This window comes from Methylobacterium sp. GXS13, assembly GCF_001455965.1.
Taxonomy (GTDB): domain Bacteria; phylum Pseudomonadota; class Alphaproteobacteria; order Rhizobiales; family Beijerinckiaceae; genus Methylobacterium.
On the sequence record NZ_LKKO01000001.1, the window covers coordinates 417900 to 439073 of the forward strand.

The following is a 21174-nucleotide window of genomic DNA, read 5'->3' on the forward strand; positions in this document are numbered from 1 at the left end:
CTGGCATGGCTCAGGAAAAGATTCGCCAGGATACCCGCGTCTCGATCCGCACCCCACGCGCCCGTGTCCGCGGCCTGGGCGTCGCCCATCACGGGGCCGGCCATTGGTGGCAGCAACGGGTGACCGCAGCCGCGAACACCGTCCTCATGCTGGCCTTCGTGGTGATCATCGCCAGCATGGCCGGCCGCGGCTACGTCGAAGCGACGCAGCTGATCGCCAAGCCCCTGGTCTCGATCATCCTGATCCTGGCGCTCCTGTCGGTGACCATCCACATGCGGATCGGCATGCAGGTGGTGATCGAAGATTACGTGCACGGCCAGGCGACGAAGATCGCCGCGGTGTTCGCCAACAATATCTACGCGGTCCTGGTGGCCGTGGCCTGCCTGTACGCAGTCCTGCGCATCGGCTTCGGGCAACCGGCCTGAACCCCGCCATCACGCAATTCGAGGAGCCGATCATGGCCGCCAATGGCACCAACGGCAGCGGGCCTGCCTACACCATCCACGACCACGCCTTCGACGTCGTGATTGTCGGCGCCGGCGGCGCGGGCTTGCGCGCGACCGTCGGCTGCTCGGAGGCCGGTCTGCGCACCGCCTGCATCACCAAGGTGTTTCCGACCCGCTCGCATACCGTCGCGGCGCAGGGCGGCATCTCGGCCTCGCTCGGCAACATGGGTCCGGACGATTGGCGCTGGCACATGTACGACACCGTGAAGGGGTCGGATTGGCTCGGCGACCAGGACGCCATCGAGTACCTCGTGCGCAACGCCCCCGCGGCGGTCTACGAGCTGGAGCATTGGGGCGTGCCCTTCTCCCGCACGGACGAGGGCAAGATCTACCAGCGCCCGTTCGGCGGCATGACAACCGATTACGGCAAGGGTACCGCCCAGCGGACCTGCGCAGCGGCTGACCGTACCGGCCACGCCATGCTGCACACCCTCTATGGGCAGGCGGTGAAGAATCAGACCGATTTCTTCATCGAGTACTTTGCCCTGGACCTGATCATGGACGAGGATGGCCGCTGCCGGGGCGTCATCGCCCTCGACCAGGCCACCGGTGAGATCCACCGGTTCCGCGCCCAGCAGACGATCCTGGCCACCGGCGGCTACGGTCGCGCCTACTTCTCGGCGACCTCCGCGCATACCTGCACGGGTGACGGCAACGCCATGGTCCTGCGCGCCGGCCTCCCGCTCCAGGATATGGAGTTCGTGCAGTTCCACCCCACTGGCATCTACGGTGCCGGCTGCCTGATCACCGAGGGTTCGCGCGGCGAGGGCGGCTACCTGACCAATTCCGAGGGCGAGCGTTTCATGGAGCGCTATGCTCCCTCGGCCAAGGATCTTGCCTCGCGCGACGTCGTCTCGCGCTCCATGACGATGGAAATCCGTGATGGCCGCGGCGTCGGCAAGAACAAGGATCACATCTACCTACATCTCGACCACCTCGACCCCAAGATCCTTCACGAGCGCCTGCCGGGCATCTCGGAATCCGCCAAGATTTTCGCGGGCGTCGACGTGACCAAGGAGCCGATCCCGGTGATCCCGACCGTGCACTACAACATGGGCGGCATCCCCACGAACTATCACGGTGAGGTGCTGACCCTGCGGGATGGCAATCCCGACACGGTGGTGCCCGGCCTGATGGCGATCGGCGAGGCGGCCTGCGTCTCGGTCCACGGTGCCAACCGCCTCGGCTCCAACTCGCTGATCGACCTCGTGGTGTTCGGCCGCGCCGCCGGTAAGCGCTGCGCCGAGATCGTCGAACCGAACGGCCGGGCCCAGGAACTGCCCAAGGGCGCCACCGATAAGGCGCTGGAACGCCTCGATCGCTTCCGCCACGCGAACGGCTCGACGCCGACGGCGGAGCTGCGCTCGGAGATGCAGAAGACCATGCAGAACAACTGCGCGGTGTTCCGCACCGGCGAGGTGCTGGAGGAGGGCAAGGGCCTGATCCACAAGGTCTGGAACGCAGCCGCGGACGTGAAGATCACCGATCGGTCGATGATCTGGAACACCGACCTCCTGGAAACCCTCGAATTCGACAACCTGATCGGGCAGGCGGTGGTGACGATGGAATCAGCTGCCAACCGCAAGGAATCCCGAGGTGCTCATGCCCGGGAGGATTTCCCCGACCGCAATGACAAGGAGTGGATGAAGCACACCCTGTCCTGGCTCGACGAGGGTCGCCACCAGGTCAACATCGACTACCGGCCGGTGCATACCTACACGATGTCGAATGAGATCCAGTACATCGAGCCGAAAGCACGGGTGTACTGAATTTAATATTGCCGATACGCGCGCCGGACCGCGTCGTGCGTATCCATTCAGACCGGTTTCCGGTTCTGACCGATATTGCCGGATATAAGCGCAATGGCTCAGTTCAACCTTCCGAAGAACTCGCAGATCACGCAGGGCCGCACCTGGGCGCCGCCGCCCGGCGCCAAGAACCTGCAGACCTTCAAGATCTACCGGTGGAACCCGGATGACGGGGCCAATCCGCGGATCGACACGTACCAGGTCGACCGCGACGATTGCGGCCCGATGGTTCTCGACGCGTTATTGTGGATCAAGAACAAGGTTGACTCGACCCTGGTCTTCCGCCGCTCGTGCCGCGAGGGCATCTGCGGCTCCTGCGCGATGAACATCGAGGGCCAGAACGCGCTGGCCTGCACGATGGGCATCGACGAGTGCAAGAGCCCGGACAACGCCCTGCCGATGATGTCCCGAAAGGACAAGGACGGCGCTGTCCGAATCTATCCGCTGCCGCACATGCCGGTGCTGAAGGACCTCGTCCCGGATCTCACCAACTTCTACGCTCAGCATGCGGCGATCGAGCCCTGGCTCCAGACCGAAACGCCCGCTCCCGAGAAGGAGTGGCGTCAGACGCCGGAGGACCGGTCGAAGCTCGACGGCCTGTACGAGTGCATCCTGTGCGCCTGCTGCAGCACGTCGTGCCCGAGCTACTGGTGGAATGGCGACAAGTTCCTCGGCCCGGCCGCCCTGCTGCAGGCCTACCGCTGGCTGATCGATTCGCGGGATGAGAACACCGGCGACCGGCTCGATGCCTTACACGACCCGTTCCGGCTTTACCGCTGCCACACGATCATGAACTGCGCCAACACTTGCCCGAAGAGTCTGAACCCAGCGAAGGCGATCGCTGAGATCAAGAAAATGATGGTCGAGCGGGTGGTCTGAGAGACGAACCTGCGGCTCGCTGGCCACACCGGGACGAAAAGGCCGTCCGTCCGCAGCGGAGTCCGCTGCGGACGGGACCGTCGCCTTGCGGTCAGCGCATTTGACACCGAGTCAGGGTCCAAGGCGCCGCGTGCGCCAGCCCCCAAGCCTGATCCGAAGTGGTCCGATGCTGCGCCCAAGCCTGCCGACCTTCGCCGCCCTTTGTCTGAGCGCCACGCTCGGCGCCTGCGCCTCGACCCGTCTCGAAAGTCCGAGGACCCGGGCACCCGCGCAAGCCTCGCTCGACGCAGTCCAGGCAGTCCCGTCAGGAACCGTAACCGCGGCGCCGCTTGCGCCCCCGCCCGGTGCGACCGCCAGCCCCGACGCGCCGCCCGCGCCTGGCGCCCAGGCCAATGCAGCGTCCAACAGCCCCACGGTCATCGCCGAGCCGGTTGCGCCGCCAGCGCCGCCGCCGCCGGTGGTCACCAGCGGTCGTGCCTCGGTGGTCGGTAGCTGGGATGCCAAGGACGCAACCGGCGCGAGCTGCAAGGTCACCCTGTCGAGTGCGCCAGCCCTCGATCTCTACAAGGCCTCGGCTTCCGGCTGCCCCAACAAGGACCTCGCGCGGGTCTCGGCCTGGGATTTCCGCGACGGTGAGGTGTATCTTTACCAGCCCGGCGGCACCGTGGCGGCACGATTGCGCCAAGGTAGCGGCTCCCTCGATGGCGCGCTCACCAAGTCGGGCGCCACTCTGGCTCTCGCGCGTTGACAGCATAGCGCCCGGCTGTGCAACCAGCCGGGTTGCCCGTTCCGGGACGTATCGCGCACCCTAAATAAGGAAAATTTTCTGAAATGTCGGCGCCGCGACGACCGCGCGCGCTTGGCGGGTGGGGCGCCTCGCTTACATCAGGGTTTCCCGAAGTGGTGCGCCCAGAAAACATGTTTTTGAATTGGCTTGAGCGCCGGGTCGATCCGTTCGCGCCCTTCGACGAGACGCGCACCCCGCCGCGAACGGTTCTGGGCTTCGCTGGGTTCTATTTACAACCGATCCGCATCGCGCTTGTGGCGCTGTTCGTCATCGCTGTGGTGGCCGGGACGGTCGAGGCCTCGCTCTACTTGGTCATGCGCTGGTTCATCGACTTGCTGGCCACGGCTGATCGGGCAACCGTGTTGTCCGATCACGCAGTTGGCCTCGGCCTCGTGTTCCTGCTGATCGCGTTCGTGCGACCGGTCTCCATCTGGCTGCACGAAGTTCTGTCCAACCAGCTCATCGTGCCGCAATCGACCAGCCAGATCCGCTGGCGAGCGCATCTCTATACCCTTGGGCATTCCCTCTCGTATTTTCAGGGCGACTTCTCCGGCCGCCTAGCCAATCGCGTCGTGCAAGTCGGCCCGGCAGTGCGAGAGTTGGCCGTCGTATTCATCGATACGCTGCTCTACGTCGCGATCTATGCGGTGACGGCGGTCGGCCTGTTCGGCTCGATCTCACCCTGGCTCGCCCTACCGGTGCTGGTCTGGATCGGCGCCTATGCTGCTCTGACGACGTGGTTCGTTCCCAGGGCTCGGGCCCGGTCGCACAAGACTGCCGACACCCGCTCGGTGCTGATCGGCCGCATCGTCGACAGCTACACGAACATCCTGACCGTGAAACTCTTCGCCCGCGACCGCGAAGAGCGAGCAACGGTCCGCGATGCGGTGGAGGTCCATACTGACGCCTACCTGTACCAGTTCCGGCTGGTGACGCTGACGACGAGCCTTCTGGGAATCCTCAACAGCACGCTGCTGATCGCCACCGGCGCCGCTTGTGTGATTCTCTGGCGTGACGGTGGCATGACCACCGGCGAAGCCTCGGCAGGCCTCGCACTGATCCTGCGGCTCATCGCCATGTCCGGTTGGGTGATGCAGACCGTCCGGGGCGTGTTCGAGAATGTCGGCGTGATCCAGGAGAGCATGCAGACCATGGCGCGGCCGCATGCGCTCGTGGATGCCTCTGGGGCCCGCGACCTGATCGTGGCTGGCGGTGAGGTCCGGTTCGAGACCGTGGGATTCCATTACGGCCGCGGCGACGCCACCGTGATCGAGAATTTCAGCCTGACGATCCGCCCCGGCGAGAAGGTGGGACTGGTGGGCGTCAGCGGAGCGGGCAAGTCCACCCTCGCAAGCCTGCTACTGCGTCTTTACGAGGTCGAAAGCGGGCGCATTTTAGTCGACGGCCAGGACATCGCGACGGTGACGCAGCAATCCCTGCGTGAGGCCATCGCCATGGTGAGCCAGGACACCTCGCTGCTGCATCGTTCGATTCGCGAGAACATCGGCTACGGCCGTCCGGACGCCACGCAGGAGCAGATCGAGCACGCCGCTCGGCTTGCCCATGCCGACCGGTTCATCGCCGACCTCGTCGACCACAAGGGGCGCCGGGGCTACGACGCGCAGGTGGGGGAGCGCGGCGTGAAGCTCTCCGGTGGGCAGCGCCAGCGCATCGCCATCGCCCGGGTGATGCTCAAGGATGCGCCGATCCTGATCCTCGACGAGGCAACGTCAGCCTTGGACAGCGAAGTCGAGGCGGCAATCCAGGACTCCCTCGATACGCTGATGGCCGGCAAGACCGTGGTGGCGATCGCCCATCGCCTGTCCACGATCGCGGCTCTGGACCGCCTCGTGGTCATCGATCGCGGCCGCATCGTCGAGGAAGGGACCCATACCCAACTGGTGGCTCTCGGCGGCGTCTATGCGGGCCTGTGGGCCCGGCAATCCGGCGGATTCCTGGACGGCGGCACGACCCGGCTCGACAGCGCCGTGGCGTAGCCGCGCAGCCGCAGCGGCATTCGGCAACATATGACAACGATCGTGACCTAACGCGGTCGCGCGGCCCCGATTAGCAACTTGACTTGGGGGTGGCAGACGGTCTCATTGCTCAGATTAGAACGATAATGCTTTGATCGCGGCCCGGCCGGGACATCAGGGCAGGGCACCTGCGGCCCTCACGCCAACGCACGGAGTTCCGAATCTTGGCGACCACCTCCGCCACCACCCCCGGCACCCGGGATGGCAGCTCTCCGGATGGGAGCCGCCGTGACTTCCTGTTCCTCGCGACCGGCGCCGCTCTTGCGGTCGGCGCGGGGTCCGTGGTCTGGCCGCTGATCTCGTCCATGGCGCCCGACGCCGAAACGATCGCGGCCGGCGCGCCCATCGACGTCGACCTGACCCCGATCCAGGACGGCCAGATCGTCAATGTGTTCTGGCGCGGCAAGCTAATCTTCGTTCGCAAACTGACGGCGAAGGAGGTGACCGACATGCAGGCGGTCCCGCTCTCGGCGATGATCGATCCGGCGGCCTTCCCGACCCGGGTCAAGAACGGCCATGACCAGTGGCTCGTCGTCTACGGCAACTGCACGCATCTCGGCTGCGTGCCGATCGGCCACCAGGGCAACTTCGAGGGCTGGGCCTGTCCCTGTCATGGCTCGCAGTTCGACGCGGTCGGGCGCGTTCGCCATGGGCCGGCCCCCATCAACCTGCCAATCCCACCCTACGCCTTCGAGACGGAGACCAAGATCCGGATCGGCGAGGGCGGCAAAGAAGCGGCGTAAGAGGGACGCGGACATGAGCGGAACTGCCAGCACCTACGTCCCGAAAAGCCGCGTCGCCAAGTGGTTCGAGGCCCGGCTGCCGATCGCCGGCCTCGTGCACTCGTCCTTCATCGCCTACCCGGTCCCCCGGAACCTCAACTATTTCTGGACTTTCGGGGCGATCCTGGCGGCCTTTCTGGGGATCCAGATCATCACCGGCGTCTGGCTCGCGATGCATTACGAGCCGTCGGCGACGGGCGCGTTCAATTCCGTCGAAAAGATCATGCGCGACGTGAATTACGGCTGGCTGCTGCGCTACGCGCACGCCAACGGCGCGTCGATGTTCTTCGTGGCGGTCTACGTCCACATGTTCCGGGCGCTGTATTACGGATCCTACAAGGCCCCGCGCGAGGTGCTCTATATTCTCGGCGTCATCATCTACTTGCTGATGATGGCCACCGCGTTCCTCGGCTACACGCTGCCCTGGGGCCAGATGAGCTTCTGGGGCGCCACCGTCATCACCAATATCCTGGCGGCGATCCCGGTGGTCGGCGACACCATCCAGACGCTGCTCTGGGGCGGCTACTCGGTCGGTAATCCGACCGTGAACCGGTTCTTCTCGCTGCACTACCTATTGCCCTGGATGATCGCCGGCGTCGTCGTGCTGCACGTCTGGGCGCTGCACGTCACCGGCCAGAACAACCCGGCCGGCATCCCGATCAAGTCGGGCAAGGACGCGGTGCCGTTCACCCCCTACGCCACCGTGAAGGACGTGTTCGCAACCTGCGTGTTCATGATCCTGTTCTCGTGGTTCCTGTTCTTCCAGCCGAACTACCTGGGCCATGCCGACAACTACATCGCGGCCAACCCGGCGGTGACCCCCGCGCATATCGTACCGGAATGGTACTTCCTGCCGTTCTACGCGATCCTGCGGGCGGTCCCGAGCAAGCTCGGCGGCGTGATCCTGATGTTCTCCGCGGTGATCATCCTGGCCTTCGCGCCGTGGCTCGATTGGTCCCGGGTGCGCTCCTGCAACTACCGGCCGATCTACCGTCAGTTCTTCTGGGTGTTCATCGGCGCGACCTTCCTCCTGGGCTGGCTCGGATCCCAGCCTCCGGAGGGCGGCTACGTGCTCGCCTCCCAGATCTGCACGGCCTACTACTTCGCCCACTTCCTGATCGTCATGCCGCTCTGCGGCCTCTTCGAGACACCGAAGGCGCTGCCGGCCTCGATCCTGGAAAGCGTCACCGGGCCGGGCAAACAGGTGAGCGGATCCGGCATGCCGGCGGGTGCCGCCGCCGCTCCGATCACCAAGGGCTGACGGCAGGACCATGATGATGCGTCACGTCCTCTCGACCACCGCCGCCTTCGCTATCGCGGCTCTGCTCACCGGGGTGGCGCCGGCCTCCGCCCAGGAGGGGCATGGCGGCCCGATCCCGGGGCGGATCAACTGGAGCTTCGCAGGCACCTTCGGCCGCTTCGACACCGCGCAACTGCAGCGCGGATTCCAAGTCTACAAGGAGGTCTGCTCCGCCTGTCATTCGATGAAGCTGGTCGCCTTCCGCAACCTCGCGCAGGATGGCGGCCCGGATTTCTCCGCTGCGCAGGTCAAGGCTCTGGCCGCGACCTATCAGGTCAAGGACGGCCCGAACGATTCTGGCGAGATGTTCGACCGGCCCGGACGGCCAGCTGACACGTTCCCGCCGCCCTTCCCGAACGATCAGGCCGCGGCGGCCGCCAATGGTGGTAAGGCGCCGCCCGACTTTTCGGTGATCGCCAAGGCGCGGACTTTTTCGCGCGGTTCGTTGTACTTCCTGACCGACTGGCTGCCGTTCGTCGGCTACTCGGAGCAGGGTCCCGACTACATCCACGCTCTGCTTAACGGCTACGAAGAGGCACCGAAGGACTTTTCGGTGCCCGACGGCGGCCACTACAACAAATACTATCCCGGGCACATCATCGCGATGCCGCCCCCGATCACCGATGGGCAAGTGACCTACCCCAAGGGTGAGGACGGCCAGCTTGTGGTGCCGGAAACGGTGGACCAGTACGGCAAGGACGTCGCGGCCTTCCTGATGTGGGCGGCCGAGCCGCACATGATGGACCGCAAGGCCCTGGGCTTCCGTGTAATCCTGTTCCTGATCATCCTGTCGGGTTTGCTCTACTACGTGAAGAAGAAGGTCTGGGCCGATGTCGGCGGCGAGGTCCATGGCCTCCGGCCAGAGCTGCACAAGACGTTCTGAGCCAACTTTGCATCGGTTGCGCCGGGTGGGCCTCCTTCGGGGGCCCATCTTTTTTGGGCTGGGTCCCCGTGCTACCGCTCCGCGAACGCGGCCGCCGGCCTCCCGGCTACACCGATCTCATTCGAGCACCTCTTCTTGAGGTGCCTGCTGTCGCAGGCGTCGAATGGAGATTCAAGGATCGCCGCGGGTTCCGGATGTCTCCTTTCGAGGCCTCCGCTTCGCTCCGGCACCTCAGGATGAGGTGGTGGATCGAATGTAGCTCACGAAGGGAAGCGGCATGACGGCAGCGGTGCTCGGGGTGATGGGCGGATCGGGTGTCTACGATCTGCCCGGGCTCGAGGACGTACGTGAGGAGCGCGTCGCCTCACCCTGGGGTGAGCCCTCGGATGCGCTTCGCATCGGGCGGATCGGCGAGATCAAAGTCGTGTTCCTCGCCCGGCACGGGCGCGGCCATCGGCTGTCGCCGTCCGGTATTAACTACCGCGCCAATATCGACGCGCTGAAGCGGGCCGGCGTCACCGACCTCGTTGCGCTCTCCGCCTGTGGATCGTTCCGCGAGGAACTGCCCCCCGGCCTGTTCGTGTTGGTCGACCAGTTCGTCGACCGCACCCACGGGCGGGCCTCCTCGTTCTTCGGCGACGGCTGCGTTGCCCACGTCTCGCTCGCCCACCCGGTCGGCCCGGGGCTGCAGGCGCGGATCGCCAACGCCGCCCAGGCGGAGGGCATCGCAGTCCATCGCGGCGGCACCTATGTCTGCATGGACGGCCCGCAATTCTCCTCGCTCGCCGAGTCCCGGGCCTACAAGGCGCAGGGCTTCGACGTGATCGGCATGACCAACATGCCTGAGGCCAAGCTCGCCCGCGAGGCGGAGATCACCTACGCGACCATCGCCATGGTGACCGACTACGATTGCTGGCACCCCGGCCACGATGCCGTGGACGTCGCGGCGGTGATCGCGGTGGCCCGGACCAATGCCGACACGGCGGCCCGGCTGGTGGCGCGGCTCGCCCGCGACTTCTCGGCCGAGCGCGAGGCCTGCCCGGCGGGCTCGCACCGGGCGCTCGACGGTGCGATCATGACCGCGCCGACCGCCCGCGATCCGCAGTTGCTCGCCAAGCTCGATGCGGTGGCCGGCCGCGTGCTTCAGGGATAGGTCGGCTTCACCCTTTCCATTCCCGAGAAACTCACACTAGAAAGCGCTCGCGGCTCCGGCCGCCCCCGACGCGAAGTCCGAAAAAATGCGCAGCGCCTCCATCAGCCGGAAGACCGCCGAGACCGATATCGCGGTCAGCGTCGGGCTCGACGGGACCGGGCAGTCGAAGATCGCCACCGGCATCGGCTTCCTTGACCACATGCTGGACCTGTTCGCCCGGCACGGCCTGTTCGACCTGGAGGTCAGGGTCGATGGCGACCTGCATATCGATCAGCATCATTCCGCCGAGGATTGCGGCATCGCGCTGGGCCAAGCCTTCGCCAAGGCGCTCGGCGACAAGCGCGGCGTGACGCGCTACGCCGACATCCACCTGCCGATGGATGAGGCGCTGACCCGGGTCTGCGTCGACATCTCGGGCCGGCCGTTCCTCGTGTTCCGTACCACCTTCCGAGTGGAGAAGATCGGGCAGTTCGACACCGAGTTGGTGCGCGAGTGGTTCCAGGCCTTTGCGATGAATGCCGGGCTGACCCTGCACGTCGAGACCCTGTACGGCGACAACGCCCACCACATCGCCGAGAGCTGCTTCAAGGGCTTGGCCCGCGCCTTGCGGACGGCGGTGGCGATCGACCCACGCGAGGAGGGACGCGTTCCCTCTACGAAGGGCTCCCTGTAGACCATCGTTTCTTGGCGCTCCCGCGGGTGGTTTTGACCGTCGGCGAACGCTTACACCGGGAGTTCCGCGATGCGGATGCGCAGCTACACGCTCCACCTGCCGACCGATGCGCGGCCGGGCGAGTCCATTGGTCTCGACCGGGCCGTGCTCGTACCGGACGGTTTCTCTTGGTCGGCCTTCGCGTTCACCGTGCTGTGGTTTCTGTTCCATCGTCTCTGGATCGCTGCGTTGATCGTCCTCGCCGGCCTGCTGGGGCTGGCTGCACTTGGCCACACGCTCGGATTACCGCCCGGCATCGCCACGATCGTCACCCTGCTGGCCTCGGTGCTGATCGGTCTCGAAGCGTCCAGCCTGCGCCGCTGGACGCTGTCTCGTCGGGGATGGCCGACGCGCGATGCCGTCATCGCCGCCACCCCGGAGGAGGCCGAAGCCCGGGCGCTGGGCCGTTGGCTCGATTCCACCGCCGCGGTACCGCGTGCGCCGTTCCCGGCTGGCCCCGCTCGGCGCACCGAGCCGGTCATCGGCCTGTTCCCCGCTCAAGAAGTCGCTCGGTGATGTCTGTCCGGTCGAGACGCGCATGAGCACCGAGACGGTCGCGATTATCGATTATGGGTCGGGCAACCTCCATTCTGCGGCCAAAGCGTTCGAGCGCGCCGCCCGGGAGGGCGGCCTCGACACGCGTATCTGCCTGACCTCCGACCCGGAGGTGGTCGCAGCTGCCGACCGGGTCGTGCTGCCGGGTGTCGGCGCCTATGCCGATTGTCGGCGGGGGCTGGACGGCGTCCCAGGCATGGTCGAGGCGATGACCCAGGTGGCGCAAGGGGCGGGGCGTCCGTTCCTCGGGATCTGCGTGGGTATGCAGTTGCTTGCGAGCCGCGGCCTCGAATACGAGACCACACCGGGCCTCGGCTGGATTCCAGGCGACGTCGCGCCGATCCGGCCATCCGACCCGACGCTCAAGATCCCCCATATGGGCTGGAACACGCTGCGGATCGCTCGCGACCACGCGTTGCTGGCAGGCATTCTCACCGGCGAGGGCGGACTGCACGCCTACTTCGTGCACAGCTTCGCGCTCTCGGCCGAGCATCCGGACGACGTGGTGGCGCAGGCGGACTATGGTGGCCCTGTGACCGCGATGGTCGCCCGCGGCAATATTGCCGGCACGCAGTTCCATCCCGAGAAGAGCCAGCGCCTTGGCCTGACGCTCATCACGAACTTTTTGAACTGGCGCCCCTGAGCGGCCTCCGACTTCGGTGAGAAGAAAGACAGAACGCGTGATCCTGTACCCGGCGATCGACCTGAAAGAGGGACGCTGCGTCCGCCTCATCCAGGGGGACATGGCACAGGCCAAGATCTTCGGCGACGATCCGGCCGCGCAGGCCGCAACTTTTGAGGAGCAAGGTTTCCCCTGGCTCCACGTCGTCGATCTTGACGGCGCCTTCGCGGGGGCACCGCGCAACGCAACCGCTGTGGATGCGATTCTCGCCCGGGTCGGAATCCCGGTCCAACTCGGCGGCGGCATCCGTGAAATGAAGACGCTCGAGGGCTGGCTTGCGAAGGGCGTCGCCCGGGTGATCATCGGCACCGCCGCCGTGCGCGATCCCGGCTTCGTCCGAGAGGCGGCGCGCTTGCATCCCGGCAAGATCGCCGTGGGCATCGATGCGAAGGATGGACGTGTCGCCGTCGAGGGCTGGGCACAGACGTCCAGCATGACCGCCGAAGAACTCGGCCGCCGCTTCGAGGACGCGGGCGTTGCCGCGATTATCTACACCGACATCGCCCGCGACGGCATCCTGAAGGGCCTCAACGTTGAGATGACCTTGGCGTTGGCGCAGGCCGTTCGCATCCCAGTGATCGCCTCGGGTGGCCTCGCCTCCATCGACGACGTGCACCGGCTGCTTCAGCCTGATTGCGCCCTGATCGCCGGCGCTATCACCGGCCGGGCGCTCTACGACGGCCGGATCGATCCACAGGCAGCGTTGGCCGCGATCGCGCAGACGCGCGGCCCGGGAGCGTGATAGGCTTGCCCCTCGGGGCACGTCGACTCGGGAGGCTTCGATGACGACGTTGAAGACCCGGACATCCCCAGCCGGCACGGCCTACGAGGACGATTTTTATACCTGGACGCAGGAGCAGAGGCCTCGTTTGCGCGCTGGCGACCTTCCCGGCCTCGGCAGTGAGAATCTTGCCGGGGAGATCGAGAGCTTGGGCAGGGGCCAGTTCTCGAGTTTGGTCCGTGCTCCGCGCGTGGTGCCGGTGCACATGCTTCAGGTCGACGACCAGCCCGGGAAACAGACCTGCAGCTCGGCGATCTCGATCGCGTCACATCGCGTCCATGCGCTCGATGAGTTGGACGAAAGCCCAGGGCTGAAGGCTCGGTTGAGCGAAGCCATCGAGAAAGCCTACCGCCGCGCCCGCCTCGAAGCGGCGAAAGAGACCGCTCTGTCGCTGGGGCGCTTCACAGAGGCCTATCCCTACACCTATCAGGACATCATGGATCGCCCATTCGCGATCGACCCTGAATCCTGACCGGACCGCCGAGGGACCGTGCTGAAAACCCGCATCATCCCCTGCCTCGACGTGAAGGACGGCCGCGTCGTGAAGGGCGTCCGTTTCGAGGGACTGCGTGACGCCGGCGATCCCGTTGAGGCGGCCAAGGTCTATGATGCGGCTGGGGCCGACGAGCTCTGCTTCCTCGACATCACCGCGAGCCGCGAAGCTCGGGGCACGCTCCTCGATATCGTCAGCCGGACCGCAGAAGCTTGCTTCATGCCGCTTACCGTTGGCGGCGGCGTGCGCACCGTCGAGGACGTTCGGGCGCTCCTGCTCGCCGGCGCCGACAAGGTGGCGATCAACACCGCGGCCGTGAAGAATCCGGACCTCGTCGCCCGGGCGGCGGAAAAGTTCGGCGCGCAGTGCATCGTCGTGGCGATTGATGCCAAGCGGGTCTCCGGCCCCGATGCGCCAGCGCGCTGGGAAATCTTTACTCATGGCGGCCGCGACCCAACCGGGATCGACGCCGTCGCCTTCGCTCGTCTTGTGGCCGAAAAGGGCGCGGGCGAGCTGTTGGTCACCTCGATGGACAAAGACGGCACCCGCTCCGGCTACGACCTCGCGCTGACGCGGGCGATCAGCGACGCCGTGAGCGTGCCGGTGATCGCCTCGGGCGGGGTGGGCGGCCTCGACGACCTCGTGGCCGGCGTGGCCCAGGGCGGCGCCAGTGCGGTCCTGGCGGCTTCGATCTTTCATTTCGGGCAGGCGACGATCGCGGAGGCGAAGGCCCATATGGCGGCTTCCGGCCTCGCCATGCGTCTCGACGGTCCGGCATCATCAGCGAGAGCGCCCCTGTGAGCAGCACCCTTCTGGCCAACGCGACCCTTCTCGATCCGGTGACGGGCCGTGAGTCGCGCGGCGCCGTGCTGGTGCGCGGCGGCCGCATCGCCGACATCGCCGAGGGCGCCGCCCCCGGAGCCCCGGCGGAGACCGCCGTCATTGACTGCCGCGGCCGGGTCCTCACCCCGGGGTTGATCGACATGCGTGCCTTCGTGGGCGAGCCGGGGGCCGAGCATCGGGAGACCCTGGCCTCCGCGAGCGCCGCGGCGGCGGCGGGCGGGGTGACCACGCTTGTCTGCATGCCAGACACCAACCCTGTGATCGACGGGCCGGCGATCGTGGATTTTGTCCTCCGCCGCGCCCGGGATACCGCCTGCGTCCATGTCCTTCCCGCTGCCGCGATCACCAAGGGGTTGGCCGGCAAGGAGATGACCGAGTTCGGTCTGCTCAAGGAAGCGGGTGCCGTGGCGTTCACGGATGGTCTCCACGCCGTCGCGAACGCCCAGGTGATGCGCCGCGCCCTGACCTACGCGCGGGATTTCGATGCCCTGCTGATGCAGCATGTCGAGGATGCCGCCCTCGTCGCCGAGGGCGTGATGAACGAGGGCGAGCTCGCCTCGCGCCTCGGGCTGATGGGCATTCCCCGTGAGGCCGAGACCGTCATGCTGGAGCGCGACATCCGCCTCGTGCGTCTGACCGGCGCCCGCTACCACGCAGCGATGATCTCGACCGCCGATTCGGTGGAGATCGTACGCCGGGCCAAGCAGGACGGGTTGCCCGTGACATGCGGCGTCTCGGTCAACAACCTCGTGCTGAACGAGAACGATATCGGCCATTACCGCACCTTCTGCCGGCTGTCGCCGCCGCTCCGCGACGAGGCCGATCGGCACGCCATGGTCCGGGCGCTCGACGAGGGCGTGATCGACGTGGTCGTCTCGGACCACAACCCGCAGGATGTCGAGACCAAGCGCCTGCCCTTCGCGGAGGCGGCTGACGGTGCCCTCGGGATCGAGACCCTGCTCGGCGCGTCCCTGCGCCTGGTCCATACGGGCGACCTCGCGCTGAACAAGCTGATGGCGGCGCTGACCGTGAACCCCGCCCGGATCCTCGGGCGTGAGGCCGGCCGGCTCGCGGTCGGCGCCCCGGCCGACCTTGTGCTGATCGATCCGGATCTGCCCTACGTGCTCGACAAGCGCCGGCTGAAGTCGCGTTCCAAGAACTCGCCCTTCGACGAGGCACGGCTCCAAGGCGCCGCGGTCCTGACGCTGGTTGACGGCCGAATCGTTCATGCGATCGACGATCTGGCGGCGGCGGCATGATGACCCCGGACCTTGCGACGCCGGCCGCTCTCGGCGGCCTCGCCCTCGGCTATGCACTGGGCTCGATCCCGTTCGGGCTGATCCTGACGCGCTTCGCCGGGTTGGGGGACGTTCGGGCGATCGGCTCGGGCAATATCGGCGCCACCAACGTGCTGCGCACCGGCCGCAAGGGTCTCGCGGCGGCCACCCTGCTCGGTGACGCGCTCAAGGGGACAGCGGCGGTGCTGATCGCCCGGCAGTTCCTCGGCGAGGGCCCGGCCCTGGCCGCTGGGCTCGGGGCTTTTCTCGGCCATCTCTTCCCGGTCTGGCTCGGCTTCAAGGGCGGCAAGGGGGTGGCGACCTTTATCGGCGTGCTGCTGGCCTTCAGCCCGCCGGCGCTAGCGGCCTTCGCGGCGATCTGGCTCGGCCTCGCCTTCGCGCTGAAATACTCGTCGCTCGCCGCCCTGGCGGCCTCCGCGGCCACGCCGTTGGTGCTGTGGGCGCTTGGGGCGCCGACGCAAGCTCTGCTGTTCCTGCTGCTCGGGCTGCTGCTATGGTGGAAGCACGCTCCCAATATCCGGCGACTCGTGGCCGGCAGCGAGGGGCGCATCGGCCAGAAGGGGTGAGCGCGCGCCGAGGCGCGATCCGGGGTGCGTTATGCAGCTCACCGATGCCCAGCGCCTCGACTGGCTACGTCTGATCCGGACCGAGGGTATCGGCCCGCGCAGCTTCCGCACCCTCATCAACCGGTTCGGCGGCGCGACCGCAGCGCTCGAAGCCCTGCCGGACCTGACCCAGCGCCGCGGCCGACGCATCGAGCCGCCGAGCCGCGGCCAGGCCGAGGACGAGCTCGCAGCCCTGGCGCGTCTCGGAGGGCGGCTGTTGGCCACCGGCGAGCCGGATTATCCGCGCCTGCTCCAGTGCGCCGACGCGGCGCCGCCCCTCATCGCCGTGCGCGGCCACCCGAACATTCTGAACCGGCCTGCTGTCGCCCTTGTGGGCTCGCGCAACGCTTCGACCGCGGGGCTCGCTTTCACCGAGCGACTGGCCCGGGGCCTCGGGGAAGCCGGGCTCGCCGTCGTGTCGGGCCTCGCCCGGGGGATCGACGCCCGCGCCCACAAGGCCAGCCTGCAGAGCGGCACGATCGCGGTGATGGCCGGCGGTCAGGACCGGATCTATCCGGCCACCCACGCCGCCCTGGTCGACGCGATCCTGGGAGAGGGTGGCGCGGTGCTCGCCGAGATGCCCATGGGCTGGGAGGCGCGCGGCCGCGATTTTCCCCGCCGCAACCGCATCATCTCGGGCGTGTCGTACGGGACGATCGTGGTCGAGGCGGCGCGCCGCTCCGGCTCACTGATCACGGCGCGGTATGCCCTCGAGCAGAACCGCGAAGTATTCGCCGTCCCGGGCTCGCCGTTGGACCCGCGCGCGGAAGGCACCAACGACCTGATCCGGCAGGGCGCGACCCTGGTGGCCGAGGTGCAGCACGTCATCGACGTCATCGGCCCGATCATCGAGCGTGGTCCCGACCCCGACGCCGCCCCCGCCCGGCAGCGGCCGGACCTCGCCGAGCAGCCGGATTTCTGGGACGAGATCGAGCTGGAGGGACGGGTGTTTTCGATCGACGGCAGCCCTTCGGGTTTCAGCTACGAGGCACCGCCGATCGAATCGGACGAGCCGACGGACGACCGCCAGAAGATCATCGCCCTGCTCGGGCCGAGCCCGGTCGGGACCGACGAACTCGCGCGCAGCGCCGGGGTCGGCGCCCGAGTGGTACAGACAGTTTTGCTGGAGCTGGAGCTCGACGGCCGGATCGAGCGGCACGGCAGCGGAGCGGTCTCGCTGCTCAGTCGCTGACCGGCTCCGCATCGGAGTCGGCCAAGTTGCGCATCACGTCCAGGCACCCCTGCAGGATATAGGCGGCGGCCAGCTTATCGACGAGCTGGCCGCGCCGGGCCCGGGAGGCATCCGCTTCGATCAGCGCCCGGGTGACCACGGCGGTGGACAGGCGCTCGTCGAAGAACACGTGCGGGATATCGATGATCGGCTTGAGATTGCGCACGAAGGCGCGGGTCGACTGAACGCGTGGTCCTTCGCTGCCATCCATGTTCAGGGGCAGGCCGATCACCAAGCCCCCGACCGCGTGCTGCCGGCAGAACGCCGCAAGCCGCTGCGCGTCTGGTGTGAACTTGACCCTCCGGATCGTCTCGAGCGGCGTGGCGATCTGGCGGCCGAGATCCGATAGGGCGAGCCCGATCGTCTTGGTGCCGAGATCGACTCCGATCAGGCGCGCGCCGCCGCGCGATGCGGCGGCGAAAATGCGGATTTCGTCGAAATTCATGCCGCTGCCTGATGTATCGTTCCGAAAGGTGTTGGCGGTCTTTCGGAAAAAACGATGCCGCGTCGAAACTTAGAGCATCGCCTGGGATCCCGATCCTGGGCGATGCTCTAAGCGACCCCGGTGCCCCGCGCCAGCGTTGCTTCCGCGATCCCCTCGAATCGAGCGGGAAGCGGCGTCGCGCCAGGTCCCAGGACCAGTGCAGCGGACGGCCTAGTCACGCGGCCGAAGAAGTCGGTCAGGCTTTCACCGCCGAAGCGCACCGTCTCCAGGTCGGGGGCCAAAAGCCAGATATCGTACTCCTCGCCGGTCCCGGCGACGTCCCAGAACAGGAAGCTGCCATCTTCGCCCACGCCGAAGAAGCAGGCGCGCTCGATCACCGCGGGGTCACCGTCCTCGACATCGAATCGGTGCGCCGCATCGCCATCCTCAAGCATCGCCACGGCATTGCCGACACTGATGGCGATGACCCCGGCTTGCGTGGCGAGATCGCTAGCCTCGAACGGCGCCGGGACGGCGATCCGGAATTGCTCGCCCGCCAAGCCGATACCGCAGGTCTCGCAGAAGCTGCGGTAGGACGCAGGCAGGGGGAAGCCCAGCTCCGCCGCCGCCCGGTCCAAGTCGGCCGGTTGTGCCGTGAACCCGGCCGACAGGCTCGTGAAAACCTGTTCCCACATCACACCCGCTCCACCGTCCACAGGCTTAACCTTATCCGCAGATCGACACAGCTGCGCCCGGAGCCGTTCGCGAATAAGTCGGTTAAGACTTCGTTAATTCTCGTTCCGGGTATCGCCATGTCGACGATCGGCCAACCCACCGCTGTACGCCCGTCCCGCCGCCCGCAGACCATGACCCGCAAGCAGTGCTGGTTGCTGGTCCTGGCCTTCGAAGTGCTCGTCCTCGGTGTTTCGCTGTCAGTCCTGCAGCCGGTGCGGCGCGCCGGGATCCTGATCGAGATGTCGGTCACGCCGAACCACGTGGTGACTTGATCCGAGCCGGCCTCACCGGGTCTGTTCCAGCGGTGTCGCCGAGCGGGCCATCGCCCGCGTTGCGGCGCGTCGAAGCGCAGTGCTATAGCCCGGCTTGGCGCCGGGGAAGCCCCCCGGGCAAGGGTGAACGGGACGGCATGTCGGTCGACGAGAAGACGGTTCGGCGCATCGCGCATCTGGCGCGGATCGCAGTCACCGACGACGAGGTCGGTCCGCTGCAGGGTGAGCTGAACGCCATCCTGGCCTTCGTCGAGCAGCTCGGCGCGGTGGACGTGTCCGGCGTCGAGCCGATGACCTCGGTCACCCCGATGGCGATGAAGAAGCGTGAGGACGTCGTCACGGAGGGCGGCCGCGCCGCCGACGTTGTCGCCAACGCCCCCGAGACCGAAGACAATTACTTCCTGGTTCCGAAGGTCGTCGAGTAGGCTGCATCCGGCCTTCGGCGAAGCATGAATTCTGGCGGCATGCGCGCGACGGCGCGCGCGGGGGCGTGAACAGCGTGGATCCGAACGAACTCACCCTGGCCGAGGCACGCGACGCCCTCAAGGCGAAGCGGATCTCGGCCCGCGAGCTGACCCAGGCGCATCTCGACGCGATGGCAAAGGCCCGCGTGCTGAATGCCTACATCCGTGAGACGCCCGACCACGCCCTCAAGATGGCGGATGAGGCGGACCGGAAGCTCGCCACCGGCGAGGCTCGCCCGCTGGAGGGCATCCCGCTGGGGATCAAGGACCTGTTCTGCACCGAGGGCGTGACCACCACCGCCGGCTCCAAGATTCTGGAGACCTTCGTCCCGCACTACGAATCCGCCGTCTCGGCCAACCTCTGGCGCGACGGCGCGGTGATGCTGGGAAAGCTGAACCTCGACGAATTCGCCATGGGCTCGTCCAACGAAACCAGCGCCTACGGCAACGTGGTCTCGCCCTGGCGGCGTAAGGGCTCCGACGCGCAGCTGGTGCCGGGCGGCTCGTCCGGCGGCTCGGCTGCGGCGGTCGCGGCGCGGCTCTGCCTGGGCGCCACCGCCACCGATACCGGCGGCTCGATCCGCCAGCCCGCCGCCTTCACCGGCACGGTGGGGATCAAGCCGACCTACGGCCGCTGCTCGCGCTGGGGTACGGTGGCCTTCGCCTCCTCCCTGGACCAGGCCGGCCCGATCGCCCGCACGGTGCGCGATTGCGCGATCCTACTCGGCTCGATGGCCGGCCCGGACGCCCGCGACACCACCTGCGTCGACCTTCCGGTGCCGGATTTCGAGGCGGCGGTCTCCCGCGGGGTGAAGGGCCTGACCATCGGCATCCCCAAGGAGTACCGGGTCGACGGCATGCCGGCCGAGATCCAGAAGCTCTGGGACGACGGCGCCGCCTGGCTGAAGGATGCCGGCGCGACGATCAAGGAGATCTCGCTGCCGCACACCTCGTCGGCGCTGCCGGCCTATTACATCGTCGCCCCGGCGGAGGCCTCCTCGAACCTCGCCCGCTACGACGGCGTCCGCTACGGCCTGCGCGTGCCCGGCAAGGACATCGCCGGGATGTACGAGAACACCCGCGCCGCCGGCTTCGGCCGCGAGGTCAAGCGCCGGATCATGATCGGCACCTACGTGCTCTCGGCCGGCTATTACGACGCGTATTACGTGCGCGCCCAGAAGATCCGCACGCTGATCAAGCGCGACTTCGAGCAGGCCTATGCGGCGGGCGTCGACGCGATCCTGACCCCGGCGACGCCGTCCTCGGCGTTCGGAATCTGCGAGAAGGCCTCAGCCGACCCGGTGGAGATGTATCTCAACGACGTGTTCACCGTGACGGTGAACATGGCGGGGCTGCCCGGAATCGCGGTGCCGGCCGGCATCGACGGCCAGGGCCTCCCGCTGGGCCTCCAGCTGATCGGCCGGCCGTTCGACGAGGAGACGCTGTTCGCGGTCGCCCAGGTGATCGAGGAGGCCGCCGGCCGGACCATCCTGCCCGAGCCCTGGTGGTCATGACCGTCCCGTTCTATCCCTGGACGGTCTGGATCTGGGCCGCGTTCGACCCGGCGCTGATCGTGGTGGCGGTCTATCTCGGATGGACCGCCAGCCAGTTCGGCAAGGTGTTCATCGCGGCGATTGCGGCGCTGGGCTTCTCGGTGCTGTTCTCTTGGGCGGTGAGCGCCGCCGGAATACCGTGGCCAGCCCCGATCACCCACGACGGGCCGACCTTCTTTCCGGTGCGGGCCATCGCGGCTTTGCTCTGGGCGATGATCGGCTACGGGGCCCGCCGGGCGATCGCCCGCCGCGCTTGATTCTTGGCGCGCGCGACCCGTAAGTGATCGGACGACGCCTGCTCCTACTCGCGCCCTCATCCTGAGGTGCCCGCGCGAGCGGGCCTCGAAGGAGCCTCCAGCGGGCGCGCGATCCCTGGAGCCCTCCTTCGAGGC

General features: G+C 67.3%; 24 protein-coding genes. 22 read left to right on the plus strand and 2 right to left on the minus strand.

Annotated features, from left to right (window positions below; translation table 11 throughout):
- Nucleotides 1-5: 5 nt before the first annotated feature.
- The 18 genes from sdhD to dprA all read left to right on the plus strand — a co-directional run bounded on the left by sdhD (nucleotide 6) and on the right by dprA (nucleotide 17295).
- A complete protein-coding gene (gene sdhD / locus AO398_RS02065) occupies nucleotides 6-425 on the plus strand; it encodes a succinate dehydrogenase, hydrophobic membrane anchor protein (RefSeq protein WP_058190333.1) in 420 nt (139 codons plus the stop codon).
- Nucleotides 426-457: 32 nt separating this feature from the next.
- The gene (gene sdhA / locus AO398_RS02070; RefSeq protein WP_058190334.1) at nucleotides 458-2275 is read left to right on the plus strand and encodes a succinate dehydrogenase flavoprotein subunit; all 1818 of its coding nucleotides are present in this window, start codon (nucleotides 458-460) and stop codon (nucleotides 2273-2275) included.
- Nucleotides 2276-2368: 93 nt separating this feature from the next.
- Complete coding sequence (locus tag AO398_RS02075; RefSeq protein WP_058190335.1) at nucleotides 2369-3193, plus strand: succinate dehydrogenase iron-sulfur subunit; 825 nt, start codon at nucleotides 2369-2371, stop codon at nucleotides 3191-3193.
- Between the two features lie 166 nt (nucleotides 3194-3359).
- A complete protein-coding gene (locus tag AO398_RS02080; protein ID WP_058190336.1) occupies nucleotides 3360-3941 on the plus strand; it encodes an AprI/Inh family metalloprotease inhibitor in 582 nt (193 codons plus the stop codon).
- A gap of 170 nt (nucleotides 3942-4111) precedes the next feature.
- Nucleotides 4112-5977, plus strand: coding sequence for an ABC transporter ATP-binding protein (locus tag AO398_RS02085; protein WP_058190337.1), 1866 nt, complete (start codon nucleotides 4112-4114; stop codon nucleotides 5975-5977).
- A 203-nt stretch (nucleotides 5978-6180) separates the two neighbouring features.
- Nucleotides 6181-6759 carry a ubiquinol-cytochrome c reductase iron-sulfur subunit gene (petA, locus tag AO398_RS02090; protein ID WP_058190338.1) on the plus strand — a complete coding sequence of 193 codons (579 nt, stop codon included), beginning with the start codon at nucleotides 6181-6183 and terminating at the stop codon, nucleotides 6757-6759.
- Between the two features lie 13 nt (nucleotides 6760-6772).
- Nucleotides 6773-8059 carry a cytochrome b N-terminal domain-containing protein gene (locus AO398_RS02095; RefSeq protein ID WP_058190339.1) on the plus strand — a complete coding sequence of 429 codons (1287 nt, stop codon included), beginning with the start codon at nucleotides 6773-6775 and terminating at the stop codon, nucleotides 8057-8059.
- Nucleotides 8060-8072: 13 nt separating this feature from the next.
- Nucleotides 8073-8981: a cytochrome c1 gene (locus AO398_RS02100; RefSeq protein ID WP_201025696.1), complete on the plus strand. Its 909-nt coding sequence runs from the start codon at nucleotides 8073-8075 to the stop codon at nucleotides 8979-8981.
- Nucleotides 8982-9258: 277 nt separating this feature from the next.
- Nucleotides 9259-10134, plus strand: coding sequence for an S-methyl-5'-thioadenosine phosphorylase (locus tag AO398_RS02105; RefSeq protein WP_058190340.1), 876 nt, complete (start codon nucleotides 9259-9261; stop codon nucleotides 10132-10134).
- 85 nt (nucleotides 10135-10219) lie between these two features.
- On the plus strand, nucleotides 10220-10807 hold the full coding sequence (gene hisB, locus AO398_RS02110) for an imidazoleglycerol-phosphate dehydratase HisB (RefSeq protein WP_058190341.1): 588 nt from the start codon (nucleotides 10220-10222) through the stop codon (nucleotides 10805-10807).
- A 69-nt stretch (nucleotides 10808-10876) separates the two neighbouring features.
- Nucleotides 10877-11362 carry a DUF2628 domain-containing protein gene (locus AO398_RS02115; RefSeq protein ID WP_082643090.1) on the plus strand — a complete coding sequence of 162 codons (486 nt, stop codon included), beginning with the start codon at nucleotides 10877-10879 and terminating at the stop codon, nucleotides 11360-11362.
- A gap of 22 nt (nucleotides 11363-11384) precedes the next feature.
- Nucleotides 11385-12044 carry an imidazole glycerol phosphate synthase subunit HisH gene (gene hisH, locus AO398_RS02120; RefSeq protein WP_058190342.1) on the plus strand — a complete coding sequence of 220 codons (660 nt, stop codon included), beginning with the start codon at nucleotides 11385-11387 and terminating at the stop codon, nucleotides 12042-12044.
- A 37-nt stretch (nucleotides 12045-12081) separates the two neighbouring features.
- Entirely contained in the window at nucleotides 12082-12825 is a 744-nt protein-coding gene (gene hisA, locus AO398_RS02125) for a 1-(5-phosphoribosyl)-5-[(5-phosphoribosylamino)methylideneamino]imidazole-4-carboxamide isomerase (protein WP_058190343.1), read from the plus strand.
- Between the two features lie 40 nt (nucleotides 12826-12865).
- Nucleotides 12866-13336 carry a DUF29 domain-containing protein gene (locus AO398_RS02130; protein ID WP_058190344.1) on the plus strand — a complete coding sequence of 157 codons (471 nt, stop codon included), beginning with the start codon at nucleotides 12866-12868 and terminating at the stop codon, nucleotides 13334-13336.
- 18 nt (nucleotides 13337-13354) lie between these two features.
- Nucleotides 13355-14158, plus strand: a complete 804-nt coding sequence (gene hisF / locus AO398_RS02135) for an imidazole glycerol phosphate synthase subunit HisF (protein ID WP_058190345.1) — start codon at nucleotides 13355-13357, stop codon at nucleotides 14156-14158.
- Nucleotides 14155-15459, plus strand: a complete 1305-nt coding sequence (locus AO398_RS02140) for a dihydroorotase (RefSeq protein ID WP_058190346.1) — start codon at nucleotides 14155-14157, stop codon at nucleotides 15457-15459. Before hisF ends, AO398_RS02140 begins: the two co-directional genes overlap by 4 nt.
- Nucleotides 15459-16064, plus strand: a complete 606-nt coding sequence (plsY, locus tag AO398_RS02145) for a glycerol-3-phosphate 1-O-acyltransferase PlsY (protein WP_058190594.1) — start codon at nucleotides 15459-15461, stop codon at nucleotides 16062-16064. The genes AO398_RS02140 and plsY overlap by 1 nt, the downstream gene beginning before the upstream one ends.
- Nucleotides 16065-16095: 31 nt before the next feature.
- Complete coding sequence (gene dprA / locus AO398_RS02150) at nucleotides 16096-17295, plus strand: DNA-processing protein DprA (RefSeq protein WP_058190347.1); 1200 nt, start codon at nucleotides 16096-16098, stop codon at nucleotides 17293-17295.
- On the opposite strand, the gene ruvX is transcribed toward dprA, so the two are convergent.
- Both ruvX and AO398_RS02160 read right to left on the minus strand, forming a co-directional pair.
- Entirely contained in the window at nucleotides 17285-17779 is a 495-nt protein-coding gene (ruvX, locus tag AO398_RS02155) for a Holliday junction resolvase RuvX (protein WP_058190348.1), read from the minus strand. The genes dprA and ruvX overlap by 11 nt on opposite strands.
- Before the next feature lie 107 nt (nucleotides 17780-17886).
- Nucleotides 17887-18453: an SMI1/KNR4 family protein gene (locus AO398_RS02160; protein WP_058190349.1), complete on the minus strand. Its 567-nt coding sequence runs from the start codon at nucleotides 18451-18453 to the stop codon at nucleotides 17887-17889.
- A 117-nt stretch (nucleotides 18454-18570) separates the two neighbouring features.
- On the opposite strand from AO398_RS02160, the gene AO398_RS02165 reads away from it, so the two are divergent.
- The 4 genes from AO398_RS02165 to AO398_RS02180 all read left to right on the plus strand — a co-directional run bounded on the left by AO398_RS02165 (nucleotide 18571) and on the right by AO398_RS02180 (nucleotide 21039).
- Nucleotides 18571-18765: a hypothetical protein gene (locus AO398_RS02165; RefSeq protein WP_058190350.1), complete on the plus strand. Its 195-nt coding sequence runs from the start codon at nucleotides 18571-18573 to the stop codon at nucleotides 18763-18765.
- A gap of 137 nt (nucleotides 18766-18902) precedes the next feature.
- Nucleotides 18903-19190: an Asp-tRNA(Asn)/Glu-tRNA(Gln) amidotransferase subunit GatC gene (gene gatC, locus AO398_RS02170; RefSeq protein WP_007564343.1), complete on the plus strand. Its 288-nt coding sequence runs from the start codon at nucleotides 18903-18905 to the stop codon at nucleotides 19188-19190.
- Nucleotides 19191-19264: 74 nt separating this feature from the next.
- Nucleotides 19265-20743 carry an Asp-tRNA(Asn)/Glu-tRNA(Gln) amidotransferase subunit GatA gene (gene gatA / locus AO398_RS02175; RefSeq protein WP_201025697.1) on the plus strand — a complete coding sequence of 493 codons (1479 nt, stop codon included), beginning with the start codon at nucleotides 19265-19267 and terminating at the stop codon, nucleotides 20741-20743.
- Nucleotides 20740-21039, plus strand: a complete 300-nt coding sequence (locus AO398_RS02180; RefSeq protein ID WP_058190352.1) for a hypothetical protein — start codon at nucleotides 20740-20742, stop codon at nucleotides 21037-21039. The genes gatA and AO398_RS02180 overlap by 4 nt, the downstream gene beginning before the upstream one ends.
- Nucleotides 21040-21174: the final 135 nt, after the last annotated feature.

Excerpts from the sequence above, each read along its gene's own strand:
- hisB (WP_058190341.1), top strand. The coding sequence starts at position 10,220 with ATGCGCAGCGCCTCCATCAGCCGGAAGACCGCCGAGACCGATATCGCG.
- ruvX (WP_058190348.1), bottom strand. The coding sequence starts at position 17,779 with ATGAATTTCGACGAAATCCGCATTTTCGCCGCCGCATCGCGCGGCGGC.
- AO398_RS02095 (WP_058190339.1), top strand. The coding sequence starts at position 6,773 with ATGAGCGGAACTGCCAGCACCTACGTCCCGAAAAGCCGCGTCGCCAAG.
- hisH (WP_058190342.1), top strand. The coding sequence starts at position 11,385 with ATGAGCACCGAGACGGTCGCGATTATCGATTATGGGTCGGGCAACCTC.
- AO398_RS02115 (WP_082643090.1), top strand. The coding sequence starts at position 10,877 with ATGCGGATGCGCAGCTACACGCTCCACCTGCCGACCGATGCGCGGCCG.
- dprA (WP_058190347.1), top strand. The coding sequence starts at position 16,096 with ATGCAGCTCACCGATGCCCAGCGCCTCGACTGGCTACGTCTGATCCGG.
- AO398_RS02075 (WP_058190335.1), top strand. The coding sequence starts at position 2,369 with ATGGCTCAGTTCAACCTTCCGAAGAACTCGCAGATCACGCAGGGCCGC.
- sdhA (WP_058190334.1), top strand. The coding sequence starts at position 458 with ATGGCCGCCAATGGCACCAACGGCAGCGGGCCTGCCTACACCATCCAC.
- AO398_RS02165 (WP_058190350.1), top strand. The coding sequence starts at position 18,571 with ATGTCGACGATCGGCCAACCCACCGCTGTACGCCCGTCCCGCCGCCCG.
- AO398_RS02100 (WP_201025696.1), top strand. The coding sequence starts at position 8,073 with ATGATGCGTCACGTCCTCTCGACCACCGCCGCCTTCGCTATCGCGGCT.
- AO398_RS02160 (WP_058190349.1), bottom strand. The coding sequence starts at position 18,453 with ATGTGGGAACAGGTTTTCACGAGCCTGTCGGCCGGGTTCACGGCACAA.
- plsY (WP_058190594.1), top strand. The coding sequence starts at position 15,459 with ATGACCCCGGACCTTGCGACGCCGGCCGCTCTCGGCGGCCTCGCCCTC.
- gatC (WP_007564343.1), top strand. The coding sequence starts at position 18,903 with ATGTCGGTCGACGAGAAGACGGTTCGGCGCATCGCGCATCTGGCGCGG.
- AO398_RS02180 (WP_058190352.1), top strand. The coding sequence starts at position 20,740 with ATGACCGTCCCGTTCTATCCCTGGACGGTCTGGATCTGGGCCGCGTTC.
- AO398_RS02085 (WP_058190337.1), top strand. The coding sequence starts at position 4,112 with ATGTTTTTGAATTGGCTTGAGCGCCGGGTCGATCCGTTCGCGCCCTTC.
- AO398_RS02130 (WP_058190344.1), top strand. The coding sequence starts at position 12,866 with ATGACGACGTTGAAGACCCGGACATCCCCAGCCGGCACGGCCTACGAG.
- AO398_RS02105 (WP_058190340.1), top strand. The coding sequence starts at position 9,259 with ATGACGGCAGCGGTGCTCGGGGTGATGGGCGGATCGGGTGTCTACGAT.
- sdhD (WP_058190333.1), top strand. The coding sequence starts at position 6 with ATGGCTCAGGAAAAGATTCGCCAGGATACCCGCGTCTCGATCCGCACC.
- AO398_RS02080 (WP_058190336.1), top strand. The coding sequence starts at position 3,360 with ATGCTGCGCCCAAGCCTGCCGACCTTCGCCGCCCTTTGTCTGAGCGCC.